Below are 21164 nucleotides of genomic sequence, written 5' to 3'. Positions count from 1 at the left end.
GGGGGCGGCCCGGCAACTGGTTCCGCGCGCCGGAACCGCCGATAGTTCCGCCTGTGCCGACAGCGCGGGAGGCAGTTGTGCACCAGTACTCAGTGCCCGGTGCTCAGTGCCTGGTGCTCAGTGCCCGTGCGCGGTGCCCGTGCTCAGCGCTCCGCCGCCGCCAGCGCCTGTTCCTGCCGTCTGGCCTCCGCCCCCTCGACGCTGCGGCCGAGCTCGAACAGCAGGTCGGCGAGCAGCCCGTGCGAGCGCGCCTCCACGGCGGCGTCACCGACGGTGCGGCCGAGCGCGACGGCGAGCCGGGCCGAGGACAGCGCGGCGTCCCGGCGGCCGAGGGCGTGCAGGGCGCGGGCCCGGCTGTGGGTGGCCAGCACCGTCTCGACACCGTCGGGGCGGCCGACGGCCGGCCGGCCGTCGGCGGCACGGGCGGTGGCCGTGCGGACCGCCTCGTCCGCGTGGGCGAGCGCACGCTCCGGGGTGCCGAGCAGCACCAGGGCCTCGGCGAGATCGGTCAGGGCGCGCACCAGCAGGTGCCCGGCGGCCGGGATCCGGGCGGCGGCCACCAGGTCGGTGAGCAGCGGCAGCGCCCGGTCGTACTGCCCGGCCCGCACCAGCGCGGCCGCCACCCGGCTGCGGCAGTGGTGGCGCAGCACCGCGTCCCCGGCCCGGTCGGCGGCCGCGGCCGCCGTGTCGAGGTGCTCCAGGGCGGTGCGGTGGGCCGCCCGGCGCACATGCAGGACGGCGAGGTCGGTGCCCAGCCGGGCGAGGGCCGCCTCGTCCCGGTCGGCGTGCGCGGCGCGCAGCCCGATCTCGGCGACGGTCCGCCAGTGCGCCTGGTCCTGGCCGCCGGGCTCGTCCGACCGCTCGTACAACAGGCTGACCCGGTGGGCGAGTTGCCAGGCAGCGTCAGTGCGCCCGTACTGCTCGGCGCAGAGCACGACGGCGCGCAGTGCGCTCTCCTCCCGGCGGAACCAGGCCGCCGGGAGCCGGGGGGCCTCGCCGCCCTCGCCGACCCACGGGGCGGTGAGCTCCAGGTAGTGGGCGATCAGCCGGTCGAGGGCGCCGAACCGCTCCTCGCAGTCCAGCGCGGCGGCCTGTCCGGCGGCGTAGCGGCGGACCAGTTCGGGCCGGGCGTAGCGGCCCGGGGTGGTCTCCGCCAGCAGGTGGACGGCGTCGAGCGCGGTCAGCAGCGGGCGGGCGGCGGCCGGCCGCAGGTCGGCGAGCGCGGCGGCGGTGGCGGTGTCGATCTCCGCGCCCGGGTGCAGCCCGAGCAGGGTGAACAGCCGGGCGGCGGCGGGCGGCAGGGTCCGGTACGTACGGTCCAGGGCGGCGCCGACGCCGATCGGGCCGCGCGCGGCACCGACCCCGGCCAGGGCGGCGAGGCCGGTCTGCTCGTCGGCGAGTTCGGCGGCGAGGTCGGCCGGAGACCAGTCCGGGCGGGCGGCCAGCCGGGCGGCGGCCAGGCGCAGGGCGAGCGGCAGATGGTCGCAGCGCTCGGCGAGGTCGGCGAGCTCGGCGGCCGTCTCCGGGTCGGTGGCCGGGCGGTCCGGGCCGAGTCCGCGGGCGAGCAGCGCCCGGGCGTCCTCGGCGCCGAGCGGGCCGAGCGGCAGCACCAGGGCGTCCTCGTGGAGCAGCAGTTCGCGCAGCCGGTCACGGCTGGTGATGACGGCGACCGGGCCCAGGACGGTGCTGGTCGCCGCGGGCCGGTCGGGCAGCAGCGGGGCGAGCTGCCGGTACGAGGCGGCGTCGTCGAGCAGGATCAGGATCCGGCGGTCGGCGAGGAGTTCGCGGTAGCGGGCCGCGCGCTCCTCCAGCCCGGCGGGGACGGCCTCCGGCGCGACGCCGAGGTCGGTGAGGAAGCCGGCCAGGACGTCGGCGGGCCGGCGCGGACCGTCCGGGCCGGAGCCGCGCAGGTCGGCGTGCAGGACGCCCTCGGGGAAGCGCTGCGCCGCCCAGTGCTGGACCAGGCCGGTCTTGCCCACCCCGGCCGGGCCGGTGACCAGGATCGGGCAGGCCGTCCGGGCGGCGACGGCCAACGCCTCGTGCAGCCGGGCGAGTTCGGCGGCGCGGCCGACGAAGCGGCGGTCCGGCGCGGCGTGGCGCGCCAACTGCTCACCCGCCTGCCGCAGTTCCGGCCCGGGCGGGCCGGACAGCCGGGCGACCGCCTGCTCGTACCGCTCCCGGGCCTCCAGCCCGCGCCCGGCCTGCTCCAGGCACTCGACCAGCCGGGCGGCCAGCGGCTGCCGGCTCGGGTGCGCGTCCGTCGCCTCGGTGAGCTCGGCCACCAGCTCCCCGCCGCGACCGGCCAGCACCAGCCCCTGCGCCAGCCGGTCCAGGGCCCGCAGCCGCAGGTCGGTCAGGTACGGGAGGGTGCGCTCGCGCAGCAGGGCGGACCCGCAGTCGGCGAGCGCGGGCCCGCGCCACAGGTCGAGAGCCGCGCGCAGCAGCGGAACCGCCGGGTCGTCCGTCCCCACCCGGGCGGCCGCATCGGGCAGCAGGAGCCCCGCCCGGTCGCAGAGCGCCCCGAAGCGCACCAGGTCCACCCGGTCCGCGTCCCCCTCCAGGACGTACCCGCCGCCGCGGGTGCCGAGCACCAGCCGGGGGTCGTCCAACTGCTGCCGCAGCGCGGCGACATGGCCTTGCAGCGCCGCCCGCGCGGTCGGCGGCGCGGCGCCGTCCCAGACCAGCTCGATCAGCTCCTCGGCGCTCACCGGCTGGTTCAGCCGTGCCGCCAACGCCCCCAGCAGCGCACGCCGCTTCGGCGCCGAGGGCGTGGCCACCGTGCCGTCCTCCCGCCGGACCACCATCGGCCCGAGCAGCTCGATGTCCATGCTCCCCTTCCCTCTCGTCGTGGGACAGTACGCCGAACCGGACGCCGCCGGTTCACTTCGCGGGCTCACCCTCCGTACGGTCCGTTTCCATACGGTCCGGGCCTTCCGCCAGGTCGGACCAGACCGGCGGCGTCCTGAAGTCCGGCCCCTCGACGACCAGCACGTCGAACGGCGCGTAGTCGTTCCCCGAGCCCCTGACGGTGAAGCCGGCCGCCGACAGGATCGCGATCACCGCGGCGGACATCGCCTGGTGGACCTGACCGCCCTGGACGATCGCCGGAGTCGGCTCCCCGTACCGCCGCAGGTCCGCCATCGCCTTGCTCCGCAGCCGGGGGCTCGTGTGCCAGCTCACCAGCACCTCCGGTTCCTCCCCGAAGTGCTGGTTCCAGGCGCTGATCCGTACCGCCGCACCGACGGCCAGCTCGTCGTCCAGGCCCGGGGCCACCACCGGCAGTCCGGCGGCGGCGAGTTCGTCGCGGACCCGCTGGGCCAGCCGCTCGAACCGGGCGTTCACGTGTCTCCCGAGAGTCTCGTCCATGCCCGCACGCTATCGGCCCGCCCCGACACGGCGCCCCGCACCTCCCGCCTCGGTGTCGGCCCGCGGGCCTGCGATCCCGGCCCGTGACCGATCCCGCCCACCACCGCCGAGGTCGACCGGGTGTCGCGGCGGATCCCGGGCCTGAGCCGCCGGAACCTCGCCCCGGACGTCGGCAGGCAACCATCCGCCGCCCCCACGGACTCTGTACCCGTGGCGGCTCCGTCGGCTGCGAGCGTTCGAGTGCGGACCGGACACGTGTGCGCACTACACTGCTCCACCCCGAAGGCCGCCTTCGGGTCTCGGGGTGCGGCGAGGGTGGGGTTACTGGTGCGGATTCGGCTGCTCGGGCCGGTGGAGCTGGAGGTCGCGGCGGGCGGTCTCGCCACGCTGGCGGGGTCGCAGCGGCGGGCGGTCCTGGCGTTGCCGGCGCTGCGGCTGGGCCAGGTGGTCAGCATGGACCAGTTCTGCGAGCTGCTGTGGGGGGAGCGGCCGCCGGCCAGTGCCCGGGCGGCGGTGCAGGGGCATGTCGCGGCGCTGCGCAAGGTGCTCGCCGACACCCCCTTCGAGCTGCACACCCGGGCCTGCGGCTACCTGCTGAGCGGACCGGCCGAGGAGGTGGACGCACTGCGTTTCACGGCGCTCGCCGAGCGGGCGGGCGAGCGCGCCGACCGCGGTGCCGGCGACGAGGCGATCGCGCTGCTGGAGGAGGCCCTGCAACTGTGGCGCGGTGAGGCCCTGGCCGACCTGCCGGACACCCCGTTGCGCGCCGCCACCGTGGACCACCTGAAGCAGTCCTCCACCGCCGCGCTGCTCCGCTGGGCGGGGCTGCGGCTGCGCCAGGGCACCGGTGCGGCGGCGGTGGCGGTGCTGGAGCAGAGCGTCCGCCGGGACGGGCTGCGCGAGGAGCTGGTGGCACTGCTGATGCGCTGTCTGCACCAGGCCGGACGGCCCGCGGACGCGCTGAACGCCTACCACCGGGCCCGGCTGCGGCTGGACCGCGAGCTGGGCATCCGCCCCGGACCGGCGCTGCGGGCCGCGTTCGCCGAGGTGCTGGCGGACGACCGCCCGGAGGCACCCCCGGCCGTCCCCGCCGCCGTCGCCGCCGCCGCTCCCCCGGCCGCCCGGCCCAGCCATCTGGCTCCTCAGCAACTCCCCCGCCGGCGCGTCGAGTTGGTCGGACGCACCGCCGAGACCCAGTGGCTGGACCGCGCCTGCGCCCCCGACCGGGCCACCGACGGGCCCGCCCTGGTGGTCGGCCCGGCCGGGATCGGCAAGAGCGCCCTGGTCACCGCCTGGGCCCACCGGGCCGGCGACCGCTTCCCGGACGGCCGGCTGTACGCGGACCTGCGCGGCCTCGACCCGGCCGGGCCCGCCGAGCCCGGGGCCGTCCTCGGCCGCTTCCTTCGTGCCCTGGGCGTCCCGGACGACGCCGTCCCCGCCGACCCGGCCGGCCGCGCCGCGCTCTACCGGGAGCACACGAAGGGCCGCCGCCTGCTCGTCGTCCTGGACGACGCGGCCGACGCCGACCAGCTCACCGACCTGCTGCCACAGGGGCCGGGCTGCGCCGCCGTGATCACCGCGCGCGGCTCGCTGGAGAAGCTGGTCGCCACCGAGGACGCCGCCCTGCTGCGGTTGACCGCGCTGCCCGAGGACGACGCCCTGGGCCTGCTGGAGCACCTGCTGACACCCGGGCGGCTGCGCGCCGAGCCGGAGGCTGCCGCCGAACTCGTCCGGCTCTGCGAGCAGTCGCCGCTCACCCTGCGGATCGCCGCCGCCCGGCTGACCGCCCACCCGAGCTGGACGGTCGCCGAACTGGTCGCCGAACTCACCGACGAGCGGACCAGGCTGGCCGCCCTGGAGCTCGACGCGCACACCGGGCTGCGACAGCAGCTGAGTCTGACGCTGCATCAACTCTCCACACCGGCAGCGGAACTGCTCGCCCTGCTCGCCCTCCACCCCGGCCACGAGGTGGACAGCCACGCCGCCGCCGCACTGCTCGGCACCGACACCGCGACCGCCCACCGGGCACTCGGCGAGCTGGCCTCCCACCACCTGCTCACCGGCGCCGCCCCCGGCCGCTACCACCGCTCCGACCTGGTCCGGCTGTTCAGCGTCGACCTGCTCGCCGGACAGCCCGCACCGTCCGGACGGCGCCGGGAGCGCGCCCTCCTCCGCCTGCTGGACCACTACCAGACCGCCCTGCGGCACTGCGGCTCCTACCTCGACCCCGGCCAGGAGGACGACGGGGCGCCCGCCCAGCCGCCGCAGCCCCTGCCGCCCGCCGTCGACATCCGCACCGCGCTGGACTGGTTCCGCACCGAGGAGCCCGCGGTCCGGGCCCTGATCGACGGGGCCGCCGTCACCCACCCCGACCGGGCCTGGCGGCTCGCCCTGACCGCCGGCTCGCTCTACTACGGCGCCAGTCGCTTCACCGACTGGCTGGCCCGCGCCGACGTCGGCCTGGCGGCGGCCGAGCGCTGCGCCGACCCGGTCGCGGTGGCCTTCCTGCACAACTGCCGGGCGCAGGCGCTGGTCGCCCTGGAGCGCCGTCACGAATCGGCCGAGGCGGCGCGAAAGGGGGTGGCCGCCGCCGAGTCCGCCGAGGGGCCCGCCGCGGCCTCGGCGCGGGTCCGGGCGCTGGCCACCCTGGGCCTGGTCACCGCGATGCTCGGGGACTCCACCGAGGCACAGCGGCTGGCGGCCGAGGCGGCCGCGCTGGCCGTCGAGTCCGGCAACCGCGAGCGGCTGGTCGACGCCCTGGTGCACCAGGGCTGGGTGAGCCTGGCGACCGGCGATCCGGCGGGTGCGCAGCGCCGGTCCCGGGAGGCCAGGGAGCTGCTGCCGCCCCGTCCGGTCACCCAGGTGCACCTGTGGTCGCTGCTGACCGAGGCGCAGGCGCTGGCGCCGACCGTCCGGGACGACGCGGCGGACCTCGCCTGGCACCGGCTGCTGGCCGCCTGCGAGGAGGCGGGCCTGCTCTACCTGCACGCCGTCACCGAGCAGTCCTACGCGGCCCACCTGGTGGCCCGGGGCCGCGCGCCGGAGGTTCGGGCACGGCTGGCCTCGGCGCTGGAGCGCTTCCGCCGGCACGACCGGCTGGCGGGCTACCGCAGCGAGTTCACCGCGGGCCTGGAGACCTCGCTCAGCCTGCGCACCCCCTGAGACAAAGCCCCCGGCGGGCGCTCAGCCGGTGACCGGAGCGTACCCGTGCTCCGCCGCCAGGACCGGCCGCAGGGCCCGGACCGCGTAGAAGTTCCGGGACTTGACCGTCCCCGGCGGCACTCCCAGCCGGGCCGAGGCCTCCACCACCGAGCGGTCCTTCAGGTGCAGTTCGACCAGCACCTCGCGGTGGTGCTTCTGCACCCGCCGCAGCGCCAGCGCGAGGTCCCGGGCGACCACGACCTGCTCGTACGGGTCGTCGGCGAGCGGGCGGTCCTCGACCGGCTCGCCGATCACCTCCTTGGCGCGGGCGGCGGCCATCCGGTAGTGGTCGATGGCGATCCGCCGGGCGACGGTGAACAGCCAGGGGCGGGCCTGCTCGGGGCCGGCGGCCAGGGCCTCCGGGTGCTGCCAGGCGCGCAGCAGGGTCTCCTGGAGGATGTCCTCGGCCTTGCCGCGGTCGCCGCCGGTGGTGCGCATCAGGGCGCGCAGCAGGTAGCCGCCGTGCAGCCGGTGGATCTCGGCCAGGGTGTCGGGGTCGAGGGTCGGTCGGGCCGGGGCCGGCTCGGGTGTCGCCGCAGAGGCGGCCGGGGGGCCCGCGGGCGGCTGGGCGACGGGCATGGGCTGGGCGACGGACGGCTTCGACACGCGCTACCTCTCAGGTCGGGCAAGGGCACATGGCAGGGCTTCCGCCGGACATCCCCCGTGGCGGTCGGACAGCAGCCTGCCGGGCGCCGCCAAGGACCCGCCAACGATCCGCCAACGCCGACCCGCGGGCACCGGCCCCGCCGCCGAGTGCCACCGCTCAGCCCTCGTCGAGCTCCCGGACCAGCTCCTGGACGCCGTCCTCGCCCCGGTGCTCGATCAGCACCGCGACCCACCCCGCCAGCCGTTCCCGCTCGGCCACCGTCCACCCCGGGGCGGACGGGTGCACGTCCACCACCAGCTCCCTCGCCACGGCCAGCAGCCCCGGCGTGGGCTCCGGCCGCCGCTGGCGCTCCGGCAGTGCCCGCAGCGCCAGCCGCCGGGCGACGGCCGTCACCTCGGCCGCGGTGTCCGCCGGCACCGCCAGCGCGGGCGGCCCCGGCACCTCCGGCGCGCCCATCCGCACCAGGGCCGCGATGTACGCACGCACCTCCGGGCCGTCCGCATCCATCCGCTGTTCCTCCCCCCGTCCCTTTCCGTCCCGCTCAACGTGGCTTCCGTCGACCGGGGTTCAGCCGCGGCCCGGCGGCGTTACCCGTCGGTACGGGTGCGGCTGGAAGCCGCCGACCACCACGACGGAGGCGATCGTTCCGTCCGCCGCCCGGCCGAGCCGGACCGAGCGTAGCCAGCCCCACCCGACAGCCGACGGCCGGCCGGGAGCGGCTGCTCCCGGCCGGCCGTTCGCCTGCGCTGCGCTGCGGGCTACTTCTTCGTCTGCGCCACCGGGGTCTGGTACGGGTGGTGGTGGGTGCCGCCGACGTGCAGCTCCTCGTCCGGCTTGCCGGCGAGCTTGGGCAGCACGTGGGTGCCGAACGGGTCGGTGACGGTCACCGCGTTGCCGCTGCGGCGCACCTCGTGCGGCGAGCCGATCGAGTAGGAGGCGAGCGCGATCCCGGTGCTCGGGGTCGCACTGGCGCTGGGCGCGGTGCCGAACAGGGCGCTGGCCACGGTGAGGCTGGTCGGCGTCGTGCCGAGGGTGGTGAACGCGGACTGCTCGCCGCCGTAGACGCTGCCGAAGGCCGCGCCGCCGGTCACGGTGGTGCCGGAGGGCACGGTGACCGGGACGGTGGTGCCGGCCGGGCCCTGGACGGTGACCACGCCGCCCTGGACGTAGCCGCTGACGGTGCCGGCGGTCAGGGTCTGCTGCCAGGCGGTCTGCTGCCGCAGGGTGGTGCCCGCGTCGGTGAGGGTCTGGTTGACCACCGGGGTGTCGGCGGTGTACCAACCACGGTACGTGGAGAGGATGTTGGTCAGGGTCTGCAGGGCGAGCCGGTCGTCGGTCAGGTTCGACTGGTGCATGAAGAACGGGCGCGGGTCGTTGCTGAGCACGTACCCGAGGGTGATCTTCGCCTGCATCGGCAGGACGTAGTCCGCCCAGCCGGTGCTGAGGTTCAGCGGCGAGATGCAGGTCGTGGTGGTCGGGTTGGCCTCGCAGTTGCCGCTGCCGCCGTTGGCCTTCGAGGTGTAGAGCCAGTTGTACTCGCTGACCTCGTCGGACTGGGTGGAGACGTTGTAGAAGACGTTGACCGGGTGGCGCGGCACGCCGAGGGCCGAGGCGATCTGCCGCTGGCCGGTCTCCCGGGAGGCGTCCACGCCGAGCCACTGGATGTTGTTCCGGCTGAGCGCGGCGAGGAAGTTCGGGTTGTCGTTGGGCTGCTGCGGCAGCATCACGGTGCCGGAGTGCTCACCGGCGACCAGCTCGCCCGGCCGGAACGGCAGTCCGTTGGCCTGGCCGAACTGGATGTTCTGCTGGATCTGGCTGTTGACGGTGGCCTGGTCGACGTACTGGATCGCACCGGTGGAGTCGGTCTGGCACTTCCACGGGATCACGGTGAAGTTCTGCACGCAGCCCAGGAACGGGTGCTGGTAGGTGTGGTCGAGCCACATGAAGCTGTTCTTGTTCGCGAGCAGCGCGGTGGTCAGCGGGTCGGTGCCGCCGTTGGCCGCCGCGTAGTCCAGGCTGGGGCCGCCGTTGAACAGGAAGTCCAGGGTGTAGTTGTTCTGCTGTTCCCAGGCCACGGTGGCGGTGACGTCCGCGGGCGTCATCCGGATCGGCGTGGTCGCCGGGACGGTGCCGACGCAGTCGCCCTCGCCCGGGGTGCAGTTGCCGACCTGGCTCCACCGCGAGTTGGCGTTGAACAGGTCGTCGATGTGGGCGGAGAAGTAGTTGCGCCAGTAGCCGAGGTGGACGCCCTTGGTGACCCAGTCCACGATGCCGTGCGCCAGCAGCCGGAACTGCTGCTGGTAGTAGTTGTACGCGAAGGTCAGCACCAGTTGCTGGCGCCCGCCGGAGGTGTAGACCCCGGCGAGGGTGCCCTGGGTGCCGGTGCCGGGGATCGTCTCGGTCAGGAACGGCTCGAAGTGCGAGCCGGTGGCCGGGTTGTCGGGCAGCGGGGTCGGCAGGTAGCCGTACGAGCCGCTGCCGCCGGCGGTGCCCTCGAAGGTCACCGGGCCGTTCAGGTAGCGGAAGGCGTCCGCCCGGGCGGAGGCGCTCGCGGTGGCGGTGGTGGCGTCGAACGAACCGGACCAGGTCGGCGCGGACAGGCCGGTGTTGGCGCCGGGCCAGACGTAGGCGTCCACCTGCCGGACCTGGTAGGTCTGCTCGTACCCGCTCAGTGCGCTCAGTTCGGCCGCGGAGAGCTGGGCCGGCGCGTCGTTGGGCAGCACGACGCCCTCGAAGTGCCCGTGCGGGGTGCCGTCGGCCAGGGTGTCGGCCAGGAAGGCGGCGGTGATCGTGGCGCGGCTGGTGCTGGTCAGGTCGATGACGGTGGTCGGCACGCCCTCGGCGGAGAGCTGCTGTCGGATGCCCTCGACCCACGGGTTGCCGTCGGTGACCACCAGGACGTTCAGGTCCACCCGCGAGCTCGTGGCCGAGGCCGGCACGACGGTGGCCAACCCGATCACCGCGGTGGCGACGGCCAGCGCGACGACGGGGAGGAAGCGGAAGGCTCTCACGCGAAAGCCCCCTGCGATATTACGGTGAGTCGACTCATGGGAGCTGATAATGCCCGGCCGGATCGGCCCGGCGCAGCAGCCTGGGAACAAGATTTACCAAGGTCTGGGGATTTACTGGCACAAGCCCGTTCCGGAGCTGGTCCGCACTCAATGTCCGGGGGGTGGACGGAATTTGATGGAAGCATGTCCAAACCGTCACGACCAGCGGTGTCGCCCATCCCACCGCCCTCGGTGCGGTCGCGCCCCGGGGTTCTGGCGGGCCCCCGACAAATGCCTCCGCCGCACACGCCGAACCGGCCTTTTCGCGCCGCCGCCGAAATACCGGTCAGGTCAATTTCCGCACTCGAACGAAGGCTCGGCCCGGCGTGCGGGAACCGGTGCACCGCCGGGTCCGGCCCGATCGCCCGGACGCACCGGGGCCGGGCCGCCGGGCGCTAGGTAGCAACATTGGCCCTGCACGCCGGGCCCGTCCCGTCACCCGCGTCGGCGCCGCTGAGTGGCACACGAACCGGGCCTGGACCAGGCTGAGGCGGAAGTCCGGTCGCCAGATGGGTGCGGTGTCGATGTTCGATACGAGCTTTGCGTTCCCGCGTTCCCTGCTGAACCCGGTGGTAGGCGCCCGAGGGCGGGTCGCCGTCATCGGCGCAGGAGTCGCCGGCCTGGTGTGCGCGTACGAGCTGGAACGGCGTGGATTCGACGTCGTGGTCTACGAGCGGTCGAACCGGCCCGGCGGACGGGTGCGGACCCACCGCTTCTGGGACGGCACCCACGTCGACCTCGGCGCCATGCGCATCCCCGGCAACCACCACTGCGTGCTGCACTACGTCTCCCGGTTCCACCTGGAGACCCGCCCCTTCGTCAACGCCAACCCGCGCGCCTACTACCACCTGCGCGGCCGCCGGGTCCGGGTGCGGGACGTAGCCTCCCTCTACCCCGCGTACGCGCTGCGCCCCGGCGAACGGCAGGCCCCGACGCCGGTGCTCGACCGCCTGCTCGGCCCGGTGTGGCGCGCGCTCACCGTCGAACAGCAGGAGCACACGCTGGCCGGCCACTGGGACGACCCGGCGCTGGAGCGGGCGGCCTCGGTGTCCCTCTGGCAGTTCGTCCACGAGCACCTGTCGCAGGACGCCTGGGACCTCATCGGCCACGCCAGCGGGCTCGCACACTACGAGCAGTCCTCCCTGCTGGAGGTCCTGGTCGACTACTTCGGCCTGTTCCACGAAGGGCAGGTCGAGCTGGTGAACGGGCTGGACGCGCTGATCCACGCCTTCGTCCGGGCGCTGCGCCCCGACACCCTCCGGCTCTCCAGCCGGATCGACGAACTGGCGCTCACGACGGACGGCGTCCGGATCCACGGCAAGCGGCTCGGCGCCCCGTTGGAGGACCGCGCCGACTACGTGGTGTGCTGCGTCCCGGCGCCCGCACTCGACCAGATCACCGTCAGCCCGGGCCTGCCCCACGCCCAGCGGCACGCCGTGCGCGGCATCAGCTACGCCAGCAGCAGCAAGACCGTCCTCCACCTCACCCGCCGCCGCTGGGAGCTGGAGGACGGCATCCACGGCGGCGGGAGCTTCACCGACCTGCCGATCCAGCAGTGCTGGTACCCGTCGGACAACGCGATGCCGGTCACGGACGGCGTCAACGGCAGCGCCGACCACCGCTGGGCCGCCCGCGACCCGCTGCGCTCGGCCGAGCCGACCGCCCTGCTCGGCGCCTACCAGTGGGGCGCGAACGCCCGGCGCTTCGCCGCGCTGCCCCCGGCGGACCGCGACGCCCTGGTCCTGGACTGCCTGGAACGGCTCCACCCCGGCATCTCCGCCGACGTGGACGACATCCTGCACTGCGACTGGGACGTGCAGACCGGCATGGGCGGCGGCGCCTTCGCCCACCTGACGCCCGGCGAGCACACCCGCTACCTGACGGTGCTCGGCTCGCCGCACCCGGCCGACGACCCGCGGATCTTCTTCGCCGGCGAGCACCTGTCCGGCGCCCACGCCTGGTGCCAGGGCGCCGCCCGGTCCGCCCTCGACGCGGTGAGCGCCGTGCTCGACCGCGCCGGCCGCCCTCGGACCGCCACCCGGGTGAGCACCGCGTGACCGACCGGGAGCTCGCCCGGGACGACCTCCGCGCCCCGTTCCGACCCGCCCGCAGCGAGCAGATCGGCATCGAGGTCGAGTGCGGCCTGCTCGACCCGGCCACCGGCCTGGCCGCTCGCTACTTCGGGGACCGCGGCGTCCTGGCCGTCCTGGAGGCCGTGCTGGCCCACTGGGGCGGCGAACGCCAGGAGGACGCCGGACGGCTGACCGGAGTGCTGCGCCCGGACGGCAGCCAGATCACCCTGGAGCACGGCGGCCAGCTCGAATACTCCTCGGTGCCCGTCCCGAGCGTGGCCGAGGCAGTGCACGACATGCGCACCGCACTGGAGCAACTCGCCGACCTGGTGGGCCGGTTCGGCCTGGCCCTGGTGCCCGGCGGCAACCTCCCGTTCGACCGGCTGGCCGACATCCAGTGGGTGCCGATGACCAGGGGCGCCATCATGCGCGACTACTTCGCCGGGCTGGGCGCGGCGGGCGACCGGGCCCGGTACATCATGGCGCTGTCGCTCTCCACCCAGGTCACACTGGACTACCTCTCGCCCGGGGACTTCACCGAGAAGCTGCGGACACAGATGGCCGCCGCGCCGGTGGTCGCCGCCCTGCTCGTCAACTCCCCGATCCAGGAGGGGCGTTCGGAGGGCCTGCTGTCGCACCGCAGCTGGGCCTGGCTGCGGATGGACCCACGCCGGGTCGGCGTGCTCCCGCCCGCGCTGCGCCCGGACGTCAGCGTGGACGACGTGATCGACTGGGCCCTCGACATCCCCCTGATCCACTACCGCACCCCGGACGGCCGCTACCACCCGGCGCCCGACCGCCCCTTCGCCGACCTCCTCCGGCACGGCTACGACGACGGGTCGCGCCCCACGCCCGCCCACTGGGCCTCCCACCTGAACCAGCTCTGGACCCACACCCGGGTCCGCAACACCCTGGAACTGCGCGGCGCGGACGGACCGCCGTACCCGTTCATCGCCGCCGTCCCGGCCCTGTGGACCGGCCTCACCTACCACCCCGAATCCCGTGCCGCCGCCTGGAAGTTGCTCGGCCACCACACGGCGGCGCAGCACCGCGCCGCACTCGCCGAGCTGCCCGCCCTCGGCCTCGCCACCCGGCTGGGCGGCGACCCCGTCCGCCCGCTGGCCGCCGAACTGCTCCGCCTCGCCCGGGCCGGCCTGTGCGCCCGCGTCGCGGCGGGTCTCGAACCGCCGCACGTCCCCGGCTTCCTGGACCCGCTGGACGAGATCGTCGCCACCGGCCGCACCTTCGCCGAGCAGTGCCTCGGACGCTGGCACGGCGAGTTCGGCCGCGACCCGGCCCGCTACGTCGCCGCCCACCGGGTCTGAGGCCGACTTGCCGTCAGGAGCCTGCTCGACGAGACCGAGTTCCAGCGGCGGGTCAACCACTACCTGGACGACCTGGGCTACCGCGGCCTGTTCCACTTCCACGGCTGGCCCACCCTGGGCACGGCCCGCGGAAAGGTCGTGCTGCTCGCCGACTTCGCCAATCCGTGGGGTCTGATCGACTGGTCCAGCGGCCAGAACGGCTGGTTCGACACCCAGGACGTCTGGCAGATCGGCGGCCCCGACGCCCTGGGCGAGAAGGGCCGGTACATCACCGCCCAGTTCGACAAGGCGTTCCTCAACCCGGGCTACCCGCGGATGTTCGTGAACTTCCTCAGCTACGCGGGCGGTTACTGGCCCAAGACCAGCTCGCAGGCCCTGATGGACCGGAGCATCTACCCGTACCTCGTCGCCCGCACCCGGCAGCGCGCCCGGTTCGGCATCGTCCCGATGGACTTCCCGGACTTCCATGTGAACGTGCTGCAGATGCTCATCGACAAGAACTTCGTGTGAGCCCGGCGGCCGGACGGTGGTCCGGCCACCGGGCCGACCTCACGAACTCGCACTCGGCGTCGGGGTCTCCAACGCCGGGGCCGCGGTCGTCGGGGCCGCGGTCGTCGGGGTCCCCACCGCCGGCGTCGCGGTCTTCGGCGAGGGGGTGGCCATGGTGCTCGCCCGGGCGGCGGGGTCCGTGACCAGCGGGATGCAGCCGTCGCCGCCCGGCTGGTGGCCGCACACCTGCAAGGTGGTGTCGGCCGGACCGGCGTCGACCATGGCCGAGTAGTTGTCGTAGCCATAGTGGATCACGGCGGTCTCCTGCCAGCCGGTGTTGGTGGTGATGGTGACGGTGTCCTTGGGGGCGCCATCGGTGATCCCCGCCCAGGCGGCGCGGCAGCGCGGGCTGTAGTGGAGGTACAGGATCACCTGGCCGACGTTGCCGGTCAGCAGGGTGTGGTCGTCGGCCTCGCACCCCATGGCCTGGGGATCCTTGCCGGCGCAGCCGATGCCCTGGCAGAGCGGGGCGGACCCGGCCGCCGCACTCACCGTCGGAAGCCCGGCGGCCGCGGCGTCGGTGTCGCCGTTCAGGCCGTGCAGGTACAGGCTCGCGACCAGGAGGAGCGCGACGCCGACGGCGGCGGCTAGCAGGACTGACGGGCGGCGCCACCCGGCGGCTCGGGCGAGGATGGCGGGCAGGCCCGTCAACCGTCCGATCCGCGGCTCGGGCCGGCCGGAGAGCGGGGCCGGCGCTTCGGTCGGCAGCTCGGGAACGGGGACGGGCACGGGGGCGGCCCCCGGTGCCGACGCGAACCCTTCGGCCTCATCGCGCGCCGCCTCCGCCTGCTGGAGCAGGGAGGTCAGCAGCTCGCCGTCGCAGTCCAGGGCGGCGATCATCCCGGCCAGCGCCTGAGAGGTGATCAGGCGCTTGCCGTTCAGCCAGCGTTCCCAGGAGGCCTTGCTGAGGTAGGTCCGCTTCCCGAGTTCGGCGAGCGAGATCCGGTGCGCGTCCTTGACCGCGCGCAGTTCCTCGGCCAGGCGCCGGGCCGGCTCCGAAAGGTCGTCAGGGAGCGGTTTCCAGGACTGACTCATCGTGGGGGTGCACCTCTGGCGGGTCGACGGCAGACATGGACTGATCTTCGTTAGGATGATCAGTTTAATCCGCTCCGCCCTCGACCTCCCGCGGAATCCGGCCCTCCGTCTCAACCGTCTCCACCCCGGTGTCTCAAGCCCCAGCTCAGGGGCCCTGAAACGGGGCCCGTCGTCTCAGAACCATCGGAGACGGTCGAAGATCGGTGCACGATCGCGCAGAGTTGGCCGCGCCGGGTAGCCCGAGGTCAACACCGGTTCTGGTCCGGGTAAAGACCTCGACGAGTCAGAGCAGACGAGGGCGCCCGGTGCACCACCGAGTACTCCGCACCACAACGGTCATCTCAGAGGAAGTTCGGGGAGTTACCTCATGGGCCGCCACCACACGTCCGAGATCACATCACCGTCGCCGGCCGACCAGCTCGCCGGCGAGCTGCAGTCGCTGAAGTCCGGGTCGGGCCTCACCTACGCCCGGCTCAGCGAACGCACCCACTACGCGAAGTCCTCGTGGGAGCGCTGGGTCAACGGGAAGCAGTTCCCTCCGCGCGACGCGGTGCAGAGCATCGCGTCCGTCTGCGGGGGCGATGCCGAGCGCCTGCTGGAGCTGTGGCGCCTCGCGGACAGCCGCCGCATCACGTTCATCCCGCCGGGCGCCCCGGCGCCCGGTACGACGGCCCCCGTGGCCGGTCCCGCCGACGGGGGCCCGGCCGAGGACGCGGATTCCGCGTGCCCGCACCGCCGGCAGGCCACCCTGCTGCGGCGGGTGGCCCTGCTCTCCCTGGCGCTCGGGGCGGGCGGGATGCTGGTCGCCGCCGGCCGGCGTCCGTTCCGGCGCGAGGCCTGACCGGCCGCACCGCGAGAACGGCGGACACGCGAAGCGGCACCGCACCCCCGTGGGGAGGGCGCGGTGCCGCGGCACGCGGAGGGCGCTCGCCGTTACGCGACGCCGTCCTGCCACCACCAGAAGCCCGAGCCGTAGTTGGAGTGCTCGATCCGGCTGTCCACGTGCTGCCAGGAGACGGTGTACGTCTCCAGGCCGGAGAAGCCGCAGGTCTCGGCGATCCGGTAGACGGAGAGCGTCGACAGGCCCGAGACGGCGATGTCGGCCGCCACCCCGTAGGTGTGCATGGAGTTCCCCGCACCGCCCACCGAGGAGTTGTACGCGGTGCTGCGGAAGCCGGAGTTGATGGTGATCGCGCGGTCGCCCGCCTTCTTCCGCAGCGCCTCCAGCTTGTACATGGTGCGGCGGACGTTCTCCTGCACCTCGCCGGAGCCGACGTTGCCGCCGCCGAAGCCCGAGCCGTCGTGGCTGGTGAACTCCGACCAGTTGAAGTGGGCGGTGGAGCCGTCCGACTTCTCCAGCGAGTTGAGCACGCCGAAGGTCTGCGGGCCGGCCACGCCGTCCGCGCTCAGCCCGTAAGCGGCCTGGAACCGGCGCACCGCGGCGGCGGTGCCCGGCCCGAAGGAGCCGTCCACGGCCACGTAGGTCTGCGAGGCGGAGTCCGCCGCCCAGCCCGCGACGCGGATCTGGAGCTCGGCCACGGCCGAACCCGAGGAGCCCTCACTGAGGTTGCCGGACCAGCCGTACGCGGCCGCGGGGCGGGCGAACCCGATGTTGGCGACCGCGGCGAGCCCGGCCGCGGCCACGGCGCCGGTGCCGTAGCGCAGGAGTGAGCGGCGGTCGAAAGAAGAGCTGTTCACTACGTGCTCCTTCGAGGAGTCGGCACTGGGAGACGTCGAGCAAGGACGAACAAGGGTGAAAAGGACGGGATCAGGGGGCCCGTCAGTACCAGTTGTGGGCCTGCCAGAAGCTCCAGGCCGAGCACGGGTCGCCGTAGCGGTCCTTGATGTAGTCCAGGCCCCACTGGATCTGGGTCGCCGGGTTGGTCTGCCAGTCGGAACCGGCACTGGCCATCTTGTCGCCCGGCAGCGACTGCGGGATGCCGTAGGCACCGGAGGACGGGTTGGTGGCGTAGACCTTCCAGCCGCTCTCGTGGATGTAGATCTGGTCCAGGCAGCCGAACTGGCCGCTCACGCTCCAGCCGTGGCTGGGGAACTTCCACTGGGCGGTGATCTGCACAGTGCGGGCGATGCCCATGGCGTTCATGGTGGCAGGGCCGGCGATGCCGTCGGCGCCCAGGCTGTGCGCGCGCTGCCAGTCGGTGACGGAGCCGGTCGTGCCGGAGCCGTAGGCGCCGTCCGCGCCCGCGCCGGCGGCGCGCTGGACCTCGGCGACCTTGTTGTGCAGGGCCAGCTCGGTGCGGGCGCCGTACGCGCCGTCCTCGTCGAGGCCGTTGTCGTGCTGGAAGCTGCGGACGGCGGCGGTGGTCTGCGGGCCGTAGTTGCCGTCGACGCCGCTGCTCGCCAGGTAGCCGATGCCCACCAGGTTGCGCTGGACCCAGGTGGTGCTGTCCAGCGCCTGGGCCTGCGCCGGCAGCAGGGCCAGCGCGACGAAGGCGAGCACGGCCACGGCCAGCCCGCGCAGGGCCGGGGTTGTCTTCACGGTCATCCCATTCCTCAGGTGCCTGTCGGGTGATCAGGCGGTGCCGCCCACTCTCGGGGGCCGACCGGCCGTCCCGCCACGGATCGGCGGCACCGGGGACGTCCCGGTGCACTCCGGGACACCGTGGGACGGACCTGGGACGGCCTTGGGACGCCGGTGACACGGCACCGGCCGGGAAGGAGCGGCGGCCGGGGCCGACGGAGTTGGCGGGGTCAACGTGGATCACGCGGGCTACCTGGTCCTTCACGGCTCAGGGGGGAGACGGAAAGGCCCCTGCCCCCGGGCCTGCTGACGGCGCGGGGGCAGGGGTGCAGGGGGGTGCGGGAGTTACGGGCGGCGCCCGGTCAGGAGGTGGTGGGCAGGGCGGCCCGGCACTTGGCGTCCTGGTCGGAGTCCCCGTACGCGAGCAGCATGTCCCCGGTGAGCGGGCCCACGATGCCGTCCGCGTTCTTCGTGTAGCTGATCAGCTGGTTCTGGAACCAGTGGATCGCGTTGTCCGTGTTGGGCCCCCAGTAGCCGTCCTCCGTGAGCTGCGGGTACCAGCCGCCGCGGGCCTTGCTGAAGACGTTGATGTCGTGCTGGACGCACCACACGGCGGTCCAGTTGTTGGCCTGGCCGGGGCCGACGTACCCGGCGTTGGTGTTGGCGCCGGCCGTACCGGACAGGGCGCCCAGGGCGACGGCGGCGGAGGCCGCCACCACGGCGGCGCGCTTGACCAGGGACTGGAGGGCCACGGTTCTCCTCGGGATCAGCAGGGGTCCGCGGTGCGGCGGACCGAACGGCTGCCACGCTAGGAGCGCGGTGGTCCCGTCCACCACGCTTCGCCGTCCCTCCCGCGTCCCTCCGCCGTCCCGGGACGGGCCAGGGCTGGGGCCGTCCTTGGCGTTCCGGGGCTGTCCGCCGGGGGGTCAGGCCCGCCGCACCCGGACGCCGCACTCCGCGATCGCGTGCTCCTGGGCGTCCGGGAGTCCGGAGTCCGTCACCAGGTCGTGGACGTCGGTGAGCGGGCAGATGGTGGCGAAGGTGACCCGGCCGACCTTGGTCCGGTCGGCGAGCACCACCGTGTGCGCGCTGCTGCGCAGGAAGGCCCGGTCGGTCTGCGCCTCCATCTCGTCGTGGGTGGTGCAGCCCTGCTGCACGGTCAGGCCGTCCACGCCGATGAACGCGAGGTCGAGGTGGTACTGGTCGAGCATCCGCTCGGCGGCCGGGCCGACCAGTTCGTAGCTGGCCGAGCGGGCGAGCCCGCCGATCACCACCAGCCGGACCTCGGGGCGCACGATCAGCTCGGCGGCGATGTTGACCGCGTTGGTGACCACGGTGACGTTGCCGCGCTCGCCCAGCACCCTGGCCAGCTCGGTGGTGGTGGTACCGCCGGTCAGGCCCACCACGGCGCCCTCCGGCACCAGTTCGGCGGCGGCCCGGGCGATCCGGCGCTTCTCCTCCTGCTGCTGGTCGCCGCGGTGCCGCAGTGGGATCTCCAGGTTGACCGCGCCCGTCACGGCACCGCCGCGGGTGCGCTGGAGCAGCCCCTGGTCCTGCAGTTCCTGCAGGTCCCGGCGCACGGTCGCGTCCGACACCCCGAGCAGTTCGGAGAGCGTGCGGACGTCCGCGCTCCCCGCCTCGGCGATGTGCGACACGATCCTGGCGGCGCGATCAGCTTTGAGCATGGACGGAGTGTAGTTCAGCCCGCGTCGACGATCGCAGACTGTGGGCTCTTCCTCGGCCGTTGCCCGACCCGTCCACTTGACGGCCTGGAGATTCTGCGTACGAATGCTTGAACTCCCGAAGCTTTGAACATATACAAGCACGATCGCGCATCGCACCGCTCATCGCCGAGAACGGAAGAGGCCATGACCGTGACCCACCGCATCGCCCTGATCACCGACGCCATGGGCGCCGCCGGCATGGGCGACGGCCTCTACCCCCTCGGCCCCCTCAGGTCAGGTCGAGGACGGCGTCGCCATGCTCCCCGACGGCAGCTCCATCGCGGGCTCGACCCTCACCCTCGACCACGCCTTCCAAAGATCCCTCCAGCTCGGCCGGTTGACCCTCGACCTCCCGAACAGGCAAAGCACCGGTGAAGATCATCGCCCTATTCACCGATCCGAGCCATTCCGGCCTTTTCTTGTATCCAGCGGTGGCTAAGCTCCCCGTACTGTGACTGAACGTCAGACAAACCGAATAGCCCAGGAATCCGCCGACGTCGTCATCCTCGGCGCCGGACCGGCCGGACTCACCCTCGGCAACCTCCTCCACGCCGCCGGAATCGACTGCGTCGTCCTCGAACGCGCCGACCGCGCCCACGTCCAGACCAGAGCCCGGGCCGGCTTCCTCGCCGCCAACACCGTCCGCGTGCTGGACCGCCACGGCCTGGCCGACGGCCTGCACCGGCGCGGCCACCCGCACGGCACCTGCGAGTTCCGCGCCGAGAACGGCAGCTTCCGACTCGACTACGGCGCCCTCGGCCGCCGCGAGCGACACACCGTCTACCCCCAACAGGATCTGGTCACCGACCTGTTGACCCACTACCTGGACGCGGGCGGCCGTATCCGCTTCGAGACCGAGGCCCGGACCGTGCAGGAGGCCACCGGCCCCCGCCCCACCGTCGCCGTCCGCGCGGCCGACGGCAGCCCCGGCTGGTGGCGAGCCCGGTACGTGGCCGGCTGCGATGGCCGCCACGGCGCCGCCCGGCGCTCCCTGCCCGCCGGCACCCGCCGCCACCACCGCGACCACGGCGTCACCTGGCTCGGCCTGCTCGCCGAGGCGCCCCCGAGCCTGGACGCCGTCGGCTACGCGATGCACCCCGACGGCTTCGCCGGCCACATGGCCCGCACCGCCGACATCACCCGCTACTACCTGCAGTACGAGCGCGGCGTCCCCGGCGACGCCTGGTCCGAGGAGCGGATCTGGGCGGCACTCGACCTGCGGATGTACACCGCCGACCACGGGCCGCTGCACCACGGCCGGATCATCCAACGCTCCGTCATCAACCTGGAGTCCGACGTGATCGAACCGCTGCGGCACGGCTCGCTGCTGCTGGCCGGGGACGCCGCCAGCCTGCCCGCCCCCGCCGCCGCGAAGGGCGCCAACCTCGCCGTCCTGGAGGCCGAACTACTCGCCGAGGCCCTGATCGACGAGCTCTCCCACGGCGACTCCCAGGCGCTCGACCGGTACTCGCAGCGCTGCCTGGACCACATATGGCGGGCGCAGGAGTTCGCGCACTGGATGATCCAACTCCTGCACGCCCCGGCCGGAGCGGACGAGGAATCGTTCTTCCATGAAGCCATGCGGCGCTCCCGCGTCGAATCCCTGCGCACCTCGCGCACCCACCAGGACTGGTTCGCCGAGAACTACGTCGGCATCTGACCCGAATCCGCAGGTAGTGGTGGGGGTTCGTGGCTGATACGACGACAGGTGTCCCTGTGGGTTTGAGATGATCGAGGTTCTCTACGCCTGATC

16 protein-coding genes and 1 pseudogene are annotated in these 21164 nt (G+C 73.9%); 7 read left to right on the top strand and 10 right to left on the bottom strand.

Going from position 1 to position 21164, the window contains the following annotated elements; translation table 11 throughout:
* Nucleotides 1–143 precede the first annotated feature (143 nt).
* The gene (locus ACIG5E_RS28945) at nt 144–2828 is read right to left on the bottom strand and encodes a BTAD domain-containing putative transcriptional regulator (RefSeq protein WP_396538225.1); all 2685 of its coding nucleotides are present in this window, start codon (nt 2826–2828) and stop codon (nt 144–146) included.
* 52 nt (nt 2829–2880) lie between these two features.
* Nucleotides 2881–3366, bottom strand: coding sequence for a hypothetical protein (locus ACIG5E_RS28940; RefSeq protein WP_396538223.1), 486 nt, complete (start codon nt 3364–3366; stop codon nt 2881–2883).
* A 327-nt stretch (nt 3367–3693) separates the two neighbouring features.
* Here ACIG5E_RS28940 and ACIG5E_RS28935 point away from each other — a divergent pair, with 327 nt between their 5' ends.
* Nucleotides 3694–6528, top strand: a complete 2835-nt coding sequence (locus tag ACIG5E_RS28935; protein ID WP_396538222.1) for a BTAD domain-containing putative transcriptional regulator — start codon at nt 3694–3696, stop codon at nt 6526–6528.
* Between the two features lie 21 nt (nt 6529–6549).
* On the opposite strand, the gene ACIG5E_RS28930 is transcribed toward ACIG5E_RS28935, so the two are convergent.
* The 3 genes from ACIG5E_RS28930 to ACIG5E_RS28920 form a co-directional block, all read right to left on the bottom strand.
* Nucleotides 6550–7173 (bottom strand): sigma-70 family RNA polymerase sigma factor, encoded by a 624-nt coding sequence (locus ACIG5E_RS28930; RefSeq protein ID WP_396538221.1) that lies wholly within the window; start codon nt 7171–7173, stop codon nt 6550–6552.
* Between the two features lie 157 nt (nt 7174–7330).
* The gene (locus ACIG5E_RS28925) at nt 7331–7681 is read right to left on the bottom strand and encodes a hypothetical protein (RefSeq protein ID WP_396538220.1); all 351 of its coding nucleotides are present in this window, start codon (nt 7679–7681) and stop codon (nt 7331–7333) included.
* 251 nt (nt 7682–7932) lie between these two features.
* The gene (locus tag ACIG5E_RS28920; protein ID WP_396538219.1) at nt 7933–10185 is read right to left on the bottom strand and encodes a hypothetical protein; all 2253 of its coding nucleotides are present in this window, start codon (nt 10183–10185) and stop codon (nt 7933–7935) included.
* Nucleotides 10186–10793: 608 nt separating this feature from the next.
* Here ACIG5E_RS28920 and ACIG5E_RS28915 point away from each other — a divergent pair.
* The 3 genes from ACIG5E_RS28915 (at nt 10794) to ACIG5E_RS28905 (ending at nt 14131) form a co-directional block, all read left to right on the top strand.
* A complete protein-coding gene (locus ACIG5E_RS28915) occupies nt 10794–12281 on the top strand; it encodes a flavin monoamine oxidase family protein (protein WP_396538217.1) in 1488 nt (495 codons plus the stop codon).
* The gene (locus ACIG5E_RS28910) at nt 12278–13621 is read left to right on the top strand and encodes a glutamate-cysteine ligase family protein (RefSeq protein WP_396538215.1); all 1344 of its coding nucleotides are present in this window, start codon (nt 12278–12280) and stop codon (nt 13619–13621) included. Before ACIG5E_RS28915 ends, ACIG5E_RS28910 begins: the two co-directional genes overlap by 4 nt.
* Nucleotides 13622–13759: 138 nt before the next feature.
* On the top strand, nt 13760–14131 hold the full coding sequence (locus ACIG5E_RS28905) for a hypothetical protein (RefSeq protein WP_396538213.1): 372 nt from the start codon (nt 13760–13762) through the stop codon (nt 14129–14131).
* 39 nt (nt 14132–14170) lie between these two features.
* Here the strand turns inward: ACIG5E_RS28905 and ACIG5E_RS28900 are convergent, their stop codons facing one another.
* Nucleotides 14171–15205, bottom strand: coding sequence for a DUF2690 domain-containing protein (locus ACIG5E_RS28900; protein WP_396538211.1), 1035 nt, complete (start codon nt 15203–15205; stop codon nt 14171–14173).
* A gap of 367 nt (nt 15206–15572) precedes the next feature.
* On the opposite strand from ACIG5E_RS28900, the gene ACIG5E_RS28895 reads away from it, so the two are divergent.
* Nucleotides 15573–16046, top strand: a complete 474-nt coding sequence (locus tag ACIG5E_RS28895) for a helix-turn-helix domain-containing protein (RefSeq protein ID WP_396538209.1) — start codon at nt 15573–15575, stop codon at nt 16044–16046.
* Between the two features lie 92 nt (nt 16047–16138).
* Here the strand turns inward: ACIG5E_RS28895 and ACIG5E_RS28890 are convergent, their stop codons facing one another.
* The 4 genes from ACIG5E_RS28890 to ACIG5E_RS28875 all read right to left on the bottom strand — a co-directional run bounded on the left by ACIG5E_RS28890 (nt 16139) and on the right by ACIG5E_RS28875 (nt 19372).
* A complete protein-coding gene (locus ACIG5E_RS28890) occupies nt 16139–16903 on the bottom strand; it encodes a D-Ala-D-Ala carboxypeptidase family metallohydrolase (RefSeq protein ID WP_396538207.1) in 765 nt (254 codons plus the stop codon).
* A gap of 82 nt (nt 16904–16985) precedes the next feature.
* Nucleotides 16986–17711, bottom strand: a complete 726-nt coding sequence (locus tag ACIG5E_RS28885; RefSeq protein WP_396538205.1) for a peptidoglycan-binding protein — start codon at nt 17709–17711, stop codon at nt 16986–16988.
* 338 nt (nt 17712–18049) lie between these two features.
* Nucleotides 18050–18439: a peptidoglycan-binding protein gene (locus tag ACIG5E_RS28880; RefSeq protein ID WP_396538203.1), complete on the bottom strand. Its 390-nt coding sequence runs from the start codon at nt 18437–18439 to the stop codon at nt 18050–18052.
* Nucleotides 18440–18613: 174 nt separating this feature from the next.
* Entirely contained in the window at nt 18614–19372 is a 759-nt protein-coding gene (locus ACIG5E_RS28875; protein WP_396538201.1) for a DeoR/GlpR family DNA-binding transcription regulator, read from the bottom strand.
* 198 nt (nt 19373–19570) lie between these two features.
* Here ACIG5E_RS28875 and ACIG5E_RS28870 point away from each other — a divergent pair.
* Nucleotides 19571–19760, top strand: a pseudogene (locus ACIG5E_RS28870) (N-acetylglucosamine-6-phosphate deacetylase); the annotation flags it as partial.
* Nucleotides 19761–19862: 102 nt separating this feature from the next.
* Complete coding sequence (locus ACIG5E_RS28865) at nt 19863–21071, top strand: 4-hydroxybenzoate 3-monooxygenase (RefSeq protein ID WP_396538199.1); 1209 nt, start codon at nt 19863–19865, stop codon at nt 21069–21071.
* Nucleotides 21072–21164 lie beyond the last annotated feature (93 nt).

It is taken from the genome of Kitasatospora sp. NPDC053057 (assembly GCF_044546945.1).
Taxonomy (GTDB): Bacteria; Actinomycetota; Actinomycetes; order Streptomycetales; family Streptomycetaceae; genus Kitasatospora.
This window is presented reverse-complemented; position numbering and strand designations above follow the sequence as displayed.

Bases quoted from the DNA above. Each gene is read 5' to 3' on its own strand.
- ACIG5E_RS28945 (WP_396538225.1), bottom strand. From the start codon at position 2,828: ATGGACATCGAGCTGCTCGGGCCGATGGTGGTCCGGCGGGAGGACGGC.
- ACIG5E_RS28940 (WP_396538223.1), bottom strand. From the start codon at position 3,366: ATGGACGAGACTCTCGGGAGACACGTGAACGCCCGGTTCGAGCGGCTG.
- ACIG5E_RS28925 (WP_396538220.1), bottom strand. From the start codon at position 7,681: ATGGATGCGGACGGCCCGGAGGTGCGTGCGTACATCGCGGCCCTGGTG.
- ACIG5E_RS28900 (WP_396538211.1), bottom strand. From the start codon at position 15,205: ATGAGTCAGTCCTGGAAACCGCTCCCTGACGACCTTTCGGAGCCGGCC.
- ACIG5E_RS28895 (WP_396538209.1), top strand. From the start codon at position 15,573: ATGGGCCGCCACCACACGTCCGAGATCACATCACCGTCGCCGGCCGAC.
- ACIG5E_RS28885 (WP_396538205.1), bottom strand. From the start codon at position 17,711: ATGACCGTGAAGACAACCCCGGCCCTGCGCGGGCTGGCCGTGGCCGTG.
- ACIG5E_RS28875 (WP_396538201.1), bottom strand. From the start codon at position 19,372: ATGCTCAAAGCTGATCGCGCCGCCAGGATCGTGTCGCACATCGCCGAG.